Source organism: Lysinibacillus sp. RU7 (assembly GCF_057837305.1).
Genome location: NZ_JBYQFK010000014.1, coordinates 1 through 14,265 on the forward strand (window position 1 = coordinate 1; position 14,265 = coordinate 14,265).

The 14,265-nt window shown below is 37.0% G+C and carries 14 protein-coding genes; 12 read left to right on the plus strand and 2 right to left on the minus strand.

Annotation, left to right across the window (positions count from 1 at the left end):
• Positions 1-306: 306 nt before the first annotated feature.
• The 3 genes from AC3II9_RS11495 to AC3II9_RS11505 all read left to right on the plus strand — a co-directional run bounded on the left by AC3II9_RS11495 (position 307) and on the right by AC3II9_RS11505 (position 2,593).
• Positions 307-465 carry a transcriptional regulator gene (locus tag AC3II9_RS11495; protein ID WP_489155555.1) on the plus strand — a complete coding sequence of 53 codons (159 nt, stop codon included), beginning with the start codon at positions 307-309 and terminating at the stop codon, positions 463-465.
• Positions 465-629, plus strand: a complete 165-nt coding sequence (locus AC3II9_RS11500) for a transcriptional regulator (RefSeq protein ID WP_489155557.1) — start codon at positions 465-467, stop codon at positions 627-629. The genes AC3II9_RS11495 and AC3II9_RS11500 overlap by 1 nt, the downstream gene beginning before the upstream one ends.
• Before the next feature lie 260 nt (positions 630-889).
• The gene (locus tag AC3II9_RS11505) at positions 890-2,593 is read left to right on the plus strand and encodes a putative bifunctional diguanylate cyclase/phosphodiesterase (RefSeq protein WP_489155559.1); all 1,704 of its coding nucleotides are present in this window, start codon (positions 890-892) and stop codon (positions 2,591-2,593) included.
• Positions 2,594-2,638: 45 nt separating this feature from the next.
• On the opposite strand, the gene AC3II9_RS11510 is transcribed toward AC3II9_RS11505, so the two are convergent.
• Positions 2,639-3,997 carry a nucleoside-diphosphate sugar epimerase gene (locus AC3II9_RS11510; RefSeq protein WP_489155560.1) on the minus strand — a complete coding sequence of 453 codons (1,359 nt, stop codon included), beginning with the start codon at positions 3,995-3,997 and terminating at the stop codon, positions 2,639-2,641.
• Positions 3,998-4,402: 405 nt separating this feature from the next.
• Here AC3II9_RS11510 and AC3II9_RS11515 point away from each other — a divergent pair, with 405 nt between their 5' ends.
• The 9 genes from AC3II9_RS11515 (at position 4,403) to AC3II9_RS11555 (ending at position 13,092) form a co-directional block, all read left to right on the plus strand.
• Positions 4,403-5,323: a metal ABC transporter solute-binding protein, Zn/Mn family gene (locus tag AC3II9_RS11515; RefSeq protein ID WP_489155562.1), complete on the plus strand. Its 921-nt coding sequence runs from the start codon at positions 4,403-4,405 to the stop codon at positions 5,321-5,323.
• Between the two features lie 9 nt (positions 5,324-5,332).
• On the plus strand, positions 5,333-6,061 hold the full coding sequence (locus AC3II9_RS11520; protein ID WP_489155563.1) for a metal ABC transporter ATP-binding protein: 729 nt from the start codon (positions 5,333-5,335) through the stop codon (positions 6,059-6,061).
• 11 nt (positions 6,062-6,072) lie between these two features.
• On the plus strand, positions 6,073-6,948 hold the full coding sequence (locus tag AC3II9_RS11525) for a metal ABC transporter permease (protein ID WP_489155565.1): 876 nt from the start codon (positions 6,073-6,075) through the stop codon (positions 6,946-6,948).
• Complete coding sequence (locus AC3II9_RS11530) at positions 6,945-7,832, plus strand: metal ABC transporter permease (protein WP_489155567.1); 888 nt, start codon at positions 6,945-6,947, stop codon at positions 7,830-7,832. Before AC3II9_RS11525 ends, AC3II9_RS11530 begins: the two co-directional genes overlap by 4 nt.
• Before the next feature lie 211 nt (positions 7,833-8,043).
• Complete coding sequence (locus tag AC3II9_RS11535) at positions 8,044-8,352, plus strand: ArsR/SmtB family transcription factor (protein WP_391371051.1); 309 nt, start codon at positions 8,044-8,046, stop codon at positions 8,350-8,352.
• A 5-nt stretch (positions 8,353-8,357) separates the two neighbouring features.
• A complete protein-coding gene (locus AC3II9_RS11540) occupies positions 8,358-9,647 on the plus strand; it encodes an arsenic transporter (RefSeq protein ID WP_489155568.1) in 1,290 nt (429 codons plus the stop codon).
• 133 nt (positions 9,648-9,780) lie between these two features.
• Positions 9,781-10,968, plus strand: coding sequence for an MFS transporter (locus AC3II9_RS11545; protein WP_489155570.1), 1,188 nt, complete (start codon positions 9,781-9,783; stop codon positions 10,966-10,968).
• 96 nt (positions 10,969-11,064) lie between these two features.
• Positions 11,065-11,877 (plus strand): ComEC/Rec2 family competence protein, encoded by an 813-nt coding sequence (locus tag AC3II9_RS11550; protein ID WP_489155572.1) that lies wholly within the window; start codon positions 11,065-11,067, stop codon positions 11,875-11,877.
• Between the two features lie 33 nt (positions 11,878-11,910).
• Positions 11,911-13,092 (plus strand): AAA family ATPase, encoded by a 1,182-nt coding sequence (locus AC3II9_RS11555; protein ID WP_489155574.1) that lies wholly within the window; start codon positions 11,911-11,913, stop codon positions 13,090-13,092.
• Between the two features lie 340 nt (positions 13,093-13,432).
• Here the strand turns inward: AC3II9_RS11555 and AC3II9_RS11560 are convergent, their stop codons facing one another.
• Complete coding sequence (locus tag AC3II9_RS11560; RefSeq protein ID WP_489155576.1) at positions 13,433-14,230, minus strand: DUF169 domain-containing protein; 798 nt, start codon at positions 14,228-14,230, stop codon at positions 13,433-13,435.
• Between the last annotated feature and the right edge of the window lie 35 nt (positions 14,231-14,265).

A 14,265-nucleotide genomic window follows, 5' to 3' on the forward strand; every position in this document is an offset into this window, starting at 1 on the left:
AACTTCAGTTCATTTTGAACGCTAGTTGCCTTTTTTTGATTGTTCATTTAAAAAAATGTAAGTTTTTCAGTGCCCTCGCGAGGTACGAGCGACGAGGAGGCTGAGGCCATGCCCGTGGAAAGCGAGCTGAATGGAGCGGAAATCAACGTTTCACAAGATTTCATTAACAATAAAAGGTAAATCAACACGCTTGATTTTTTATAAAATTTTTCTGAAAATTTTATTGACACTACGCCTTGTCTGTACTATATTAAATACATAAAATAAAAACTGTTATAGTACAACTTAAACGGAAGGATGATTTAGATGACAATGTATCAAGAAGGATATGAAATCTACCGCAAGAAATGTGAGCAATTTGGATTAGAACCAATCAATTTCCGCTATTATGTAATTCAACTATCGCAAGAACAACTAGATGCTTACAATGAACAAGCTCTTACAAAGAAAGGAATGCAGGAATAATGAATGACTATAGACAAGCTTATGAATATTACCGTCAAGCATGTGAAACGCATGGTTTAGAGCCAATTAACTTTCACTATTTTATTTTAAACTTATCTCAAGAGCAGCTTGAAGCGTATCTTGCTTGTGCTGAGAAAAGAGGTCGACATGAAGTCGCCAGCTAATCACATCACATAACAACCTTTCCTTAGATGAAATAAGGGAAGGTTTTTTATTTATGTTTCAAGAGGTAATTACTATAAAGTGTAAAAAAAGTAGCTGTTCAGCATATTTGAATGCCTACTTTCTATTCTTCATAGTACAAAAGGTATTGTTTGCGAGTAGTTCTTAATTAATATTTTATCCAATATTGTATTTACATTTATAGTAGTATTATAATTGAAATAGTATTACATAAAACATATTAATGGAAGGGGAGGAAAATATGTTGAATGCTTATGCGTCTGAGGCATTAGGGGTTGTCGATATGTCTATCACAGAATTAAGTGATCTTAAAGCTGCGTTAGATGAATCGGTTATCGTTGCTATTACGGATAGAAGAGGAATTATTACATCTGTAAATGATCAGTTTTGCGCCATTTCTCAATATAGCCGTGAAGAGCTCATCGGTCAAGATCACCGTATTTTAAATTCTGGTTATCATCCGAAAACATTTTTCCGTGACATGTGGAGGACTATTGGAAACGGAAAAACATGGCAAAGTGAAATTTGTAATCGCGCAAAGGACGGTTCCTTGTATTGGGTGCAGACGACGATCGTCCCTTTTTTAGATGATAAGGAAAAGCCTTATCAATACATATCCATTCGGACAGATATTACGGCACAAAAGAATATACAAAAAATAACATATATTGCTTACCATGATGATTTAACAGGTTTACCGAATCGCCGAAATTTGATTAAAAGATTAGAAAATGAAGTAGAGGCAAGTAAAAAAACAGGGGATACATTTGCTTTATTTCTATTAGATGTCAATCGCTTTAAACATATTAATGATGGTTTAGGTCATAAAGTTGGGGATATGTTCTTAAAAGAAATTGCTCAGCGCCTACTAGCAATTGATGGTCAAACTGATTCCTTTTATCGCTTAAATGGGGACGAATTCGTCTATATTTTAAATGATGTCAATCGTATAAATGAAATGGCTCATCGCATTTTGTCTGTATTTAAAGAGAGCTTCGTATTTTCAGGATATGAGTTTTATGCAAGTATCAGTATGGGGGTAAGCATTTTCCCAGGACATGGGAAAGGAGCTACAAATATATTAAAATTAGCTGATTTAGCGATGTATGAAGCTAAAAAGAACAAGAGAAATGCATGGGTTTTATATCACGAAAATATGAGTGGTTTAAATGATCAACTGCTTATGTTGGAAACAAAGCTACATCATGCGATTCGAAATAATGCATTTGAATTACATTACCAACCAAAGATGAACGTAAAAACAGAGAAAATGGAAGGGATGGAAGCACTCATTCGCTGGACGGATGCTGAATTAGGCTTCGTGCCACCAGATCAATTTATTCCTTATGCAGAAGAATGTGGGCTGATTATTGATATTGGAGAATGGGTGTTAAAAAGTGCGGCAATACAAGCAAAAGAGTGGAATGAACAGTATGGGTTAAATTTACGGGTAGCTGTCAATATTTCACCTAAGCATCTTGCAGAACTAACATTTGTAGAACGTTTACAAGAAATTATTAGTGAAGTCGGAATTGAACCACATATGCTAGAAATTGAAATTACAGAAATGAGCATGATGGATCAAAATAGCGATTTAATCGCTAAAATACAAAAGATTAAACAAATGGGGATTACCATTTCGGTGGATGATTTCGGGACTGGCTACTCATCACTTAGCTATTTAAAACAATTCCCCATTGATGCATTGAAAATTGATCGCTCATTTATTCAGAATATTAGCAATGAAGAATCTGGTGTTGCCATGGTAGCTGCTATTATTCAATTAGCGCATGCTTTAAATTTAGAAGTGGTCGCAGAAGGGGTAGAAGAATTAAAGGAGCTCCAAATTTTAAAAGAGTATCATTGTGAATATGTACAAGGATATTATTTCAGCAAGCCACTAAATGTAAAAGACTTTACAAATAAGCTGGAACAATTATCGTAAAACTGAAAATACGGGACTATCATTTATTAGACAGTCCCGTATTTTTTAAGGTTCAATTAAGTTTTGCAATAGTAAAAACTGCTCATCATCAAGTAAATCACCATACTCATTTAACAGCTCGCTATTGATAACAATTTTGTCTTTATGAGTTAAGTATAAATTTTCTGTGAGATGACGAATCACAAGCGGGACAGGTTTTTGATGATTAAATCTACTCATATACTTATCCATAAAAGACTCAGATAGCTCACATGTTGTGTTATTACCTAATGCATTAAAATCAACATATTTTAAATGGGCTGTTAAAAAGTCCTCTGTTAGATGAGGGTTATATTGACAAATGATGGACCAGTTTAACTTGTCTTTATAACGATGAATCCAATGTAATTCAAGGCTATAGCTAATCAGCTCACATTGTTGCTCGCTGTAATTCGCAAACTTTTCATCCATTTCTTTATTTGTGCACTTACGATAGCCAAGCGAATCATAGAGCTGGCAAGCAAGTGAGGGGATTCCTTTTACTAAATGCTCACTACCAGGCCACTTATTTGCCCCACGGTCATATTCAAAAAACTCAAGTTCGACAAGTTCATCATCTTCTTCAAAAGAAGGGAGAATGTCCTGTGCAACACTATCCTCAATATCTGATTCTAAAAATTCCTGTAATTCTTTTGCAAGTTCAGGATCTAATTGGCTATACATAAACGCTCGAAATGGCTCCGAAAGGCGATTTAGCACCTGATAATTACTAGCAATCATTTCAAAATTCACTTGTGCTAAGTGGTCAATTAAATAACTTTCCGTTAAAAACGGATTTAACGTACAAATCATATCAAAATCAATATAAGGCAAGTATTGCTGAATATCATTTGGGTGCATTTGTACTGTTTTGTAACGCCATTTGGCATATTTCGTAATAAAATCGGGATTGTACGAAGGATAATCGTGCAAAATCATTTCTAAATCTACTTTTGAAACAACAGACTTAATATAGGCTGGAATGGATTTTACATCAAAACCTGATGGGAATTGGAGTTCTTGAAATTTTTTCTTATAAGCATAGCTCTTTTTTCGACTACCGTGTGTCGGGAAGCTATAGGAACCAATAGCTCCGCGTTCTTCCAGTAAAATGTAGGCAAGCTCCTGCTTTTGATCGCGTGTTAAGCGGACATGTTTTGGGAATTTAACAGATGCAAAGTATGTAACGTTTGCCATATCATAGAAAAATTTATAGTCGCCCTCAGCGGTAAAATCTTTGTCATCTGTATTTTTACGCCAATATAATAGTGCACCGTAAATAGGTGGATAATTTGAAAACGTAATATTAGCAATAGAAAATATATTATGAGAAAGCGATTCATCATAAATCACTTTATTGAATTCAATTGCTTTAATCTTTAACATACATAACCTCCCTCTCTATCTCTCCACTATAAGTATAACGAATTTTCTAACAAGAGCGTAATATTTTCATCTGAAAAGATATTAATAATCAAAAAGTGTTGAGTTCTAAGGGGTTACCTCTTTTTTTGGTTCATCACCAAAAGTCTTTTTCAATTTTTGGTTGCATTTTGTTTCGTTTTAGCATATATTTTTCCTTAAGGAAACATATTATCGTTAGTGAAAAGGACTGATTATTATGATAACTGACGGTTCAATGGTCTTGTTATGTATTTTCTGGCTTATTTTATTGCTCATATGGCTCATAACAAAATCGGTAACGATTGCGACGTTATTTTTTGTTATCTGGATTAGCTGGCGATATGTGGTTCGAAAAATTTTAATGAGAGAAAAGGAGTTTAAAAGACATTGAAACGTTTTTTAGGAGTTTTAGGACTATCTTTATTGTTAGCAGCATGCAGCGGGGGGGAAGAGGGATCCAAAAACGAAGAGAAAGAAGGAATTGTTGTTGCAACAACGGGGCAAATTGGAGATGCCATTAAGATCATTGGTGGAGAGCATCTACAAGTGACAACGTTAATGGGTCCTGGCGTAGATCCCCATTTATACAAAGCGACGCAAAGTGATTTGACAAAACTAGATGGAGCGGAAGTCATTTTTTATAACGGCTTACATTTAGAAGGACAGATGCAAGATATTTTTGATCAAATGGCCGAAGAAAAAACAGTGTTAGCGGTAGCAGAGCAATTAGATAAAAACACATTATTAGCTGATGAAGAAAATAAATCCTTACATGATCCACACATTTGGTTTGATATTGATTTATGGAAAGAAGTTGTCGATGTGATTGGCAATACGTTAGTTGAGGAATATCCTGAATATAAAGATGCTTTTGAGGCAAATGAAGAAGCCTATTTAGCACAATTGAATGAATTAAAGGAATATGCAGCGGGTCGTATTGAAGAAGTGCCCGCATCACAGCGCATTTTAGTAACGGCACATGATGCATTTAACTACTTTGGTGAAAGCCAAGGATTTGATGTACGAGGGTTGCAGGGCTTAAGTACGGATTCCGAGTATGGCGTAAAAGATGTGCAAAATATGGTGGACTATTTAGTAGAAAACAATATTAAAGCGATTTTTGTAGAGTCTAGTGTATCAGACAAGGCAATGAAAGCAGTCATTGAAGGAGCAAAGGAAAAGGGTCATGACATTGTAATTGGCGGTGAACTGTTCTCGGATGCCATGGGTGCTGAAGGAACAGAAGAAGGCACATATTTAGGCATGTATAAACATAACGTCGACATTATTGTCGATTCATTAAAGTAGGTGAAGGATATGGAAGCGTTAGTTGTTGAAAACTTATCGGTTGCTTATGACAAAAAAACGGTACTTGAAAATGCCAGTGTATCAGTACCAATTGGCCATTTAGCAGCAATTATTGGACCGAATGGTGCGGGAAAATCAACTTTTTTAAAGGCGGTATTAAACCAATTACCGAACAAGGTTGGGAAGGTGGCTATTTTAGGCAAGGCTTTTTCACCAAAAAGTTTAGTGGTTGGGTATGTACCACAGCGAAATGCCGTTGATTGGGATTTTCCAACAACCGCTATTGATGTAGTGTTAATGGGGCGTTACGGACATCGAGGCTTATTTAAGCGTCCGACCAAGCAAGACAGAACGATTGCGATGCAGGCTTTAACGAGTGTCGGGATGCAAGATTTTGCGGACCGGTCCATTGGTCAGCTTTCAGGAGGGCAACAGCAACGCGTGTTCCTCGCTAGAGCGCTCGCACAAAATGCAGAAGTCTATTTTTTAGATGAACCTTTTGCGGGGGTCGATGCCGCAACAGAAAAAACAATTATTGATATTTTAAAAAATTTAAAGGCACAAGGTAAAAGTATTTTTGTTGTCCATCACGATTTACAAACCGTAACAGAGTATTTTGATTATACGATTTTACTTAATAAAACGATTTTAGCTGCAGGTAAAACAGATGAAATCTTTACGATTGAAAAACTACAGCAAACATATGGTGGGAAATTATTAATGATGGAAGCAATGTAAGGAGGGACATTATGTTATCCGGAAATCTATTATGGGTACTAATTGGAACAATGCTTCTAGGTATAGCAGCTGGTATTACAGGGGCGTTTTCCTTCTTACAAAAGCAAAGTTTAGTCGGTGATGCCGCAGCACATGCTGCATTACCAGGTATAGCTTTAGCCTTTTTATTGACAGGACAAAAAGAGCTACCCGTTTTAATGATTGGCGCTGCTGTCACGTCTGCTCTTTCGGTTTACTGCATTCAATGGGTTGTGACGTATTCCAAGCTAAAGGCAGATGCAGCAATCGGGCTAGTGTTAGCTGTATTTTTTGGTATAGGTATTGTTCTATTAACGATTGTCAACCGCAGTCCATTAGGCAATCAAAGTGGATTAAATGATTTTATTTTTGGGAAAGCCGCGACGATGACAAAAGAAGATTTAACTTGGCTCTTTATTAGTGCGGTGATTATTATATTCGTCAGCCTGTTACTGTATAAAGAATGGAAGCTCATGATTTTTGATCCCGTCTATGCGAAGGGAATTGGCTTACCCGTAGAGGCGTTAAAAGCTTGTTTAACGGCACTCATTGTCATGACAATCGTAACAGGTATCCAAGCGGTCGGTGTCATTTTAATGTCGGCACTACTCATTATCCCGGCGGCAAGTGCCAAGCTATGGACAAAAAGGCTAAATACGATGTTATTGTTTAGTGGCATTGCTGGAGGATTAGCAGGCGTTGCCGGTACATTTATTAGCTCGATACGTACAGGATTATCGACAGGCCCGATTATCGTGTTGTTTGCGGCAAGTATCTTTTTCATTTCATACGTATTTAGTCCAAAATCTGGACAGTTAAGCAAGTATATAAGAAAAAAGAAATTTCAGCAGCAAGGTGACGTATCATGATGGAGTTTTGGGTAATTTTAACGGGTGTGTTAGTCGGCATTACGTGTGGATTAGCAGGCGTCTTTTTAATCCTTCGTAAAATGTCAATGATTGCAGATGCCATTAGTCATACGGTGCTATTTGGGATTGTGATGGCCTTTATTGTCACACAATCATTGAGTGGGTTCTGGATGTTAGTTGGAGCAGCGGTTGCAGGGATTTTGACAGCTTATTTAGTGCAATTACTTCAATCCTCAGGCATTCAAGAGGATGCAGCAATTGGTGTGACGTTTACGTCGTTATTTGCATTAGGTGTATTACTCATTACATTATTTGCAGGGAATGTTCACTTAGATGTAGAGCATGTATTGATGGGGGAAATCGCCTTTGTTCCGTGGGATAGATGGACATTTTTATCGCTTACAATGCCAAAAGCAGTTTGGATGCTGCTACTCGTTTTAGTCATTAACATTGCATTTCTTGTTCTATTTTACAAGGAAATGAAGCTATCAACATTTGACCCTGTCTATGCGGCAACAATCGGCTTACCGGTTGTCCTATTACATTATAGCTTTATGACAACGATTTCGTTAACAACGGTTTCGGCCTTTGATAGTGTGGGGGCGATTTTAGTTGTGGCGATGCTGATCGGCCCAGCAGCAACTGCTTATTTAATTAGTAAATCGATTAAGCAAATGTTTGTATGGAGCACGAGTTTTGGGGTTGCAGCAGCAATCATCGGCTATTATGTGGCCAAATGGTTAGATACCTCGATTGCAGGAATGATGGCGACCGCGGTTGGAGTTATTTTTATCGTAACATTTGCGCTTGATAAGCTAAATCAACGGTTAAACAAAAAAGCCGTCTCGATGTTAAATGTGACAGAGCGAGATTCTAGCGTATAGTAAAAGAAACCTGTAGCAGAACCTTTGTTACCACCGTACTTAATAACGAATTATCAAGGATGTGTATGGAAAGTTTCCCCTTTCTGCACACATCCCTTCTATATAAAATAGACGTTGATTTCTAAAATGAATACATATAGTATAAGTACATCGTTATATAGCGATGTTTTTTATATTGTATATAAGTGAGGGCTTATATAAGGAGGGCCATATGGATATCCAGTTCCTAGAAAAACAATTGAAAGCGGTGGCGGACCAAAACCGCTTAAAACTCCTTGCTTGTTTAAAGAAAGGGGAAGTGTGTGTTTGTGATTTTGTTGATATACTTGGCATTTCACAACCAGCAGTCAGTCAGCATTTACGTAAATTAAAAGAAGCAGGCATCATTATAGAACGTAAAGTGGGTACATGGAAGCATTACCGAATTAAAGAAGAACAAACTCCTTTAATGGAAGGGATTCTTGCTCAAATTACACCACTGACAACATGTAACTGCAAAATTTGTGAAATAGAGGAGTAACTTTGATGGTCGTTTTAGCAAGTTTCATTTTTATCACAACAATTGTGTTTGTGATTTGGCAGCCAAAGGGACTAAACATTGGTTGGTCTGCCTGTGCAGGAGCACTTCTTGCATTACTTGTAGGAGTCGTTGATGTGAACGACGTATTAGATGTCGTCGATATTACATGGAATGCTACATTAGCGTTTATTGCCATTATATTAATTTCACTTATTCTCGACGAGATAGGGCTGTTCGAATGGGCAGCGTTACATATGGCACGTGCCGCAAAAGGGCATGGTATTAAAATGTTTGTGTATGTCAGTTTACTTGGAGCAGTTGTATCGGCATTGTTTGCAAATGACGGTGCAGCCCTTATTTTAACGCCCATTGTTCTTGCGATGGTAAGAAATCTTCAATTTAAAGAAAAGATGATTTTTCCATTTATCATGGCAAGTGGCTTTATTGCAGATACGACATCACTACCGTTTGTCATTAGTAATTTAGTAAATATTGTATCCGCTGATTTTTTTAACGTTGGATTTGTAGAATATGCATCTCACATGTTTATACCGAACCTCTTTTCATTATTCGCAACCATTACGGTATTGCTCATTTACTTTAAAAAATCTATCCCGAAACATTACGATTTGTCTATGTTAAAAGAGCCGCGCACGGCAATCAGAGATGAGCGTATGTTTAAGTTATCTTGGATTGTACTGAGTATTTTAGTCATTGGGTACTTCTCAAGTGAGTGGACAGGCGTACCGGTTTCATTTGTGGTCAGTTTAGTGGCCATCTTCTTTTTAGTAATGGCGAGAAGAAGTCCAGCTGTCAATACAACCGCGGTTGTCAACGGGGCACCATGGAACATTGTATTTTTCTCTATCGGTATGTATGTCGTTGTATACGGCCTAGGAAATGTAGGCTTAACGGACGTATTAGCAAGTGTCATTGAATTAGCAGCAAATGAAGGATTATTTAGCGCAACGATTGCGATGGGCTTTATCGCTGCCTTTTTATCGTCAGTAATGAATAATTTACCGACGGTGATGATTGATGCGCTAGCTATAGCAGAAACTAATACGTCAGGCGTCATTCGAGAAGCATTAATTTATGCGAATGTCATCGGCTCGGATTTAGGACCGAAAATTACACCAATCGGTTCGCTTGCAACGCTCGTTTGGCTTCACGTTTTATCGCAAAAAGGGATTAAAATTTCATGGGGGACGTACTTTAAAACAGGTATTGTTTTAACGCTTCCAATTCTGTTTATCACGTTAGTGGGGTTATATATTACGTTGTTGCTATTATGAAGAAACAAAAATGCAAGGTTGCTATCCACTAGCAACCTTGCATTTTAATTTATTTAAAAGAAGGATTTATCATTTTAACATTGAATTCACAATGTACTTGGTCCCTATTTTGTAATGCAAAGGAGTCTAGAATTTGAGCAACTATCGCGTATTATGGTTCATGTCATTTGCCCAATTTTTAGCGATGCAAGTGTGGTTTAATTTTTCTGCGGTGATGCCGTATATTGAAAAAGAATGGGAGTTAACGGCTTCACAATCTGGAATCATTATTGCATTTTTTCAAATTGGTTATGTATTAGCTATTATTATTTATAGTGTTTTAATCGAAAAATATCATCCGAAGTATTTTATCGTATATGGTGCATTTGCTGCTGGAATTGCCGGCGTGTTGTTTACCTTTTTAGCGCAAGGATTCTGGACAGGTTTATTGTTAAGAATGCTATCAGGGATTGGTATTGCTGGTATTTACGTACCGGGTATTAGACTGCTATCCAGTCTCTTTGCACCGTATGAAAGAGGGAAAGCGGTTGGTATTTATGTCGGTTCTTTAGTGATTGGGTCTGGATTTTCGTTACTTGTATCGAGCTTACTCATTGAGACGATTGGCTGGCGCGGTGTTGTTCTTGTTACGTCTCTTTTTAGCATCATCGCTAGTTATATAGTACTGAAATTAAATATTCCATTTTCAAGGAATTCTCAGCATTCTTTAAAGTTAAATTGGGGGGTTTTTAAAAAGGTTTTTCGAAAGCGAAATTTACTTGTGAATGCAGGATACTCAGGTCATTCATGGGAGCTTTATGCAATGTGGGCATGGATTGGTCCATTCCTTGTGTATTATTTTCATCTGCAAGGCTTTGAGGAAATAGAGGCCATTCGCTATGGTAATTTAGCGGGGGCGCTTGTTATTATGGTGGGTGGTATAGCTACATATATCGGAGGTAGGCTATCTGATGCTTTCGGAAGAGTGAAAATAGCCAACCTCTTTTTAATCATAAGTATTGCCTGTTCTTTATCAGTAGGTTGGCTTAGTAACATTCCGATTGTACTTATGTTACTTATCGTTTTAGTGTATGGTTTTACGATTGTAGCTGATTCTCCTATTTATAATGTAATGATTGGTGAGGTATGTGATCCGGAAATACTAGGTTTAGCATTAGGTGTGCAGTCCGTATTAGGGTATACGGTGACTATTTTTTCACCGCTCCTCTTTGGACTTTTATTAGATGCATTTAGCTGGGGGATTGCCTTTACTGTAATTGGGGCTGTCGCAATCGTTGCGCCTATTTGTATGAGCTTTGTAAAAGTGGAAGGGGGATCGTGAGTGGTACCAGGTACGTACCGGCGTAGTACCACCTTTGTACCGGGTACGTGCCAGTGTAGTACCAGGTACGTACCACCTTACGAGGGAGGATTTGTTATGAAAAAAATACTGTTGCTATTATTAACAGGGCTTATTTTAACTAGTTGTAGTAGCACTTCAAATAATACAACCCCGTTATCGCTCTATATTTTTAAAATAGGGAAAGCAGATAGCATCTTAATTTCTTACAACGATCATCACATATTAATCGATGCAGGGGAAGACGATGATGGAAAAGAAATTTTAAACTACCTTAAAGTCAATCAAATCAAGAAGTTAGATGCACTCATTATCACACATTTTGATAAAGACCATGTAGGTGGAGCAGATCAAATTGTTGAAAATATAGCGATTGATGCCATTTATACAGCGAATTATAAAAGTGATAGTAAGCAAACAACTGAATTTATGGCAACTATGACCAATAAGGGAATAGAGCCTATAAAACTTACAGAGATGATCGAAATTGTATTAGATGACCAGACACTCACATTATACCCCGCAGAAAATACAGCATATAATGGAGATAATGATTATTCGATTGTTGCGACGATTGATTATAACAAGATCAGCATGCTATTTGCAGGAGATGCGGAGCAAGCCCGGTTGAGTGAATTATTAAGGAATGCAGACTTAGCTAGACCGTTTGATTTCGTGAAGATGCCACATCATGGTCGTTATCATGAATTAACAGAAGCGTTTATCGAAACCATTCATCCGGCATATGCAGTCATTACAAGCTCAGATAAAAATGTGGAAGATATTCGAACCGTTACGGCATTAGAGGGAATTGGCGCAGAAGTTTATGTGACCAGAAATAGCGATATCCAAGTGACAACGGATGGGGAAACACTTGTTATTCAGCAATAGTTATTCTATTCCACCTATAAAGGAACGTATAATATGAAATCAATCAATCTATTATCTTTATTAAGTGCGCACAAAGATTTAAATGATATACCTTTTAAAAAATATATAGGTAAATTTGGTATGGGACCACTTGTGAGAGTCAATGAGTTGAAGGATTTGCATACATTCGTCCATGAAATGATTACAATCACTGGAATAACAGATATTTTTAATCACTTCTATGTAGGGTTTAAAATTAATCAAATTAGCAAGGAATTCGATTTATTACGAATAGGCGAGAATAGTGTGATTAATATCGAATTAAAGCGCGAAAGTACAAAAGGAAAAATAACAAAGCAGCTAATTCAAAATCAATATTATTTAAAGTTTTTAGATGTACCGGTTTACAATTTTACATTTGTAACATCTACTAAAAAACTATATATGCTAGTAGACTCGAAGTTTATCAAAGAAGTAAAGCTTGATTTTTTAATGAATAAATTACAAGAGCAACAGGTAAAAGAAATAGAAGACCTCCATGATTTATTTGACCCAATTCATTACTTCATATCGCTATACGAGGCACCAGAAGCTTTTTTAAAAGATGAATACTTTTTAACGATGCAGCAAAATGTATTTAAAAAGGAAATACTCAGTTACCATCCTATAGAACATTCGATTTTTATGATGATTGAAGGTGGTGCTGGTACAGGGAAGACCCTTTTGACTTATGATATAGCCAAAGAGTATAGGCAAAACGGGGAAAATGTACTGATTCTTCATTGTGGAAAATTTGATAAAGGGCATAAGAAACTGAGAGACCAATACGATTGGACAATCGAGCCTATCCATTCCTTTAACGAGAAAACGAATGATATAAGTAACTATGATGTTATCATTTTTGTTGAGGCACAACATCTCGAAAAGGCTGAGCTTTTAAAATTTCTAGAACTTACAAAGCATATAAAGATGAAATGTATTTTCTCTTTAGATCGTTATTATTGTTTTATGTCCTCTTACAGTATCGCTGAGTTTATAGAAGCGCGTTTGCAACCTAAAAAATATGAGTTAAAAACAGTCATCAGATACAATAAAGAAATGCATGCGTTTATTCATCATTTATTTGATTTATCGAAACGCTCTCCAAAACAGCGATATCCCAATATTATGATTCAGTATTTTTCATCTTATGATGAGGCAAAAAGCTATTTATCGTATTTAGAAAATGAAGGCTAGAAAGTTATTGATTATTCATCTCCGAATCTGAATCACTGTCAATGCGCTATTTCGGAGGATAGAAGTGATGTACTTGGAGAGGAATATGACTATGTAGTTGCTACATTAAACGAGCGCTTCTATTACAAATCTAATCAAAAATTAGCAACATTTAATTCGCATTATGATGTAATGAAACTGCTTTATCAAAACTTGATAAGAGTAAGAAAAAAATTACATCTTGTCGTCATCAATAATCCAACTGTGTTGGAAAAGATTCTTAGCATATTACACTATGAAGAGAAATAGGGAGAAAAGAGCCCGTTAAAATGATGTTTGAATCATTTTAACGGGTATTCTATTATGAATTTGGTTGTACCCATTTCGGATAAATCGGCGCTAGTGACTCGGTTGCGTCTGCTTGAATGCCAACAGGTGGAATAGGGTAACGAAGACCATTGCGAGAAAGCTTTTTCATCCCTTCGATACCTTTTACTAAATCCGCAGGGGCAATCGCCATTAGCATTTCCTCGTCTAACACACCGCCAAAGCGTCGTTCTGCATAGCAGGGGATCGAAAGACTCGGTTCTCCAGTAGCCAAAGCTCGTCCCCAAGAATCAGCACACGAGCTTTCACCCGATACACTCCATTCGAATTTTTTAAAGCCAACCCACTGTAAACCATTGATTAACAGAATCATTTGCCCGGGTGTGCCATAAATTAAGCAAATATCAGGATTTTGAATCCGTCCAGATGCTAACGGTGAAATGGCTAGTGCCTTATACGTACCATACGGAATAACATCTAAGCTTGCTTGATGCTTCGCTGAATCCTCTCGTGTCCCAAACCAAACACCGTCCATTGCTTCGCCAGAATAAAAATCTTCATCCTGTGGCATCAACCCTAAAATGGCACCACATTGCTTCATTGCTAAATCCTCAGCTGTCACCCCCATTGTAAAGCCGAGACGAACAGATTGTGCGACGATTTGGTCGAATAAATAGCGTTTATTCGGACGCCTGATTTTTGGAACGGCCTCCATTTCTTCTGTTGATGCATACTTTTTCATACCAACAGGTGTTGCCTTTAAACGCAATAAATCTTGTAAATCCGCAGCAATTTCTGTCCAGTTGTATTCTGTTTGAGATACTGTCTCCATAAAACCCCCCCTTGTATTCACAATTATCTAACAAT

Excerpts from the sequence above, each read along its gene's own strand:
- AC3II9_RS11495 (WP_489155555.1), top strand. The coding sequence starts at position 307 with ATGACAATGTATCAAGAAGGATATGAAATCTACCGCAAGAAATGTGAG.
- AC3II9_RS11500 (WP_489155557.1), top strand. The coding sequence starts at position 465 with ATGAATGACTATAGACAAGCTTATGAATATTACCGTCAAGCATGTGAA.
- AC3II9_RS11505 (WP_489155559.1), top strand. The coding sequence starts at position 890 with ATGTTGAATGCTTATGCGTCTGAGGCATTAGGGGTTGTCGATATGTCT.
- AC3II9_RS11510 (WP_489155560.1), bottom strand. The coding sequence starts at position 3,997 with ATGTTAAAGATTAAAGCAATTGAATTCAATAAAGTGATTTATGATGAA.
- AC3II9_RS11520 (WP_489155563.1), top strand. The coding sequence starts at position 5,333 with ATGGAAGCGTTAGTTGTTGAAAACTTATCGGTTGCTTATGACAAAAAA.
- AC3II9_RS11525 (WP_489155565.1), top strand. The coding sequence starts at position 6,073 with ATGTTATCCGGAAATCTATTATGGGTACTAATTGGAACAATGCTTCTA.
- AC3II9_RS11530 (WP_489155567.1), top strand. The coding sequence starts at position 6,945 with ATGATGGAGTTTTGGGTAATTTTAACGGGTGTGTTAGTCGGCATTACG.
- AC3II9_RS11535 (WP_391371051.1), top strand. The coding sequence starts at position 8,044 with ATGGATATCCAGTTCCTAGAAAAACAATTGAAAGCGGTGGCGGACCAA.
- AC3II9_RS11540 (WP_489155568.1), top strand. The coding sequence starts at position 8,358 with ATGGTCGTTTTAGCAAGTTTCATTTTTATCACAACAATTGTGTTTGTG.
- AC3II9_RS11550 (WP_489155572.1), top strand. The coding sequence starts at position 11,065 with ATGAAAAAAATACTGTTGCTATTATTAACAGGGCTTATTTTAACTAGT.
- AC3II9_RS11555 (WP_489155574.1), top strand. The coding sequence starts at position 11,911 with ATGAAATCAATCAATCTATTATCTTTATTAAGTGCGCACAAAGATTTA.
- AC3II9_RS11560 (WP_489155576.1), bottom strand. The coding sequence starts at position 14,230 with ATGGAGACAGTATCTCAAACAGAATACAACTGGACAGAAATTGCTGCG.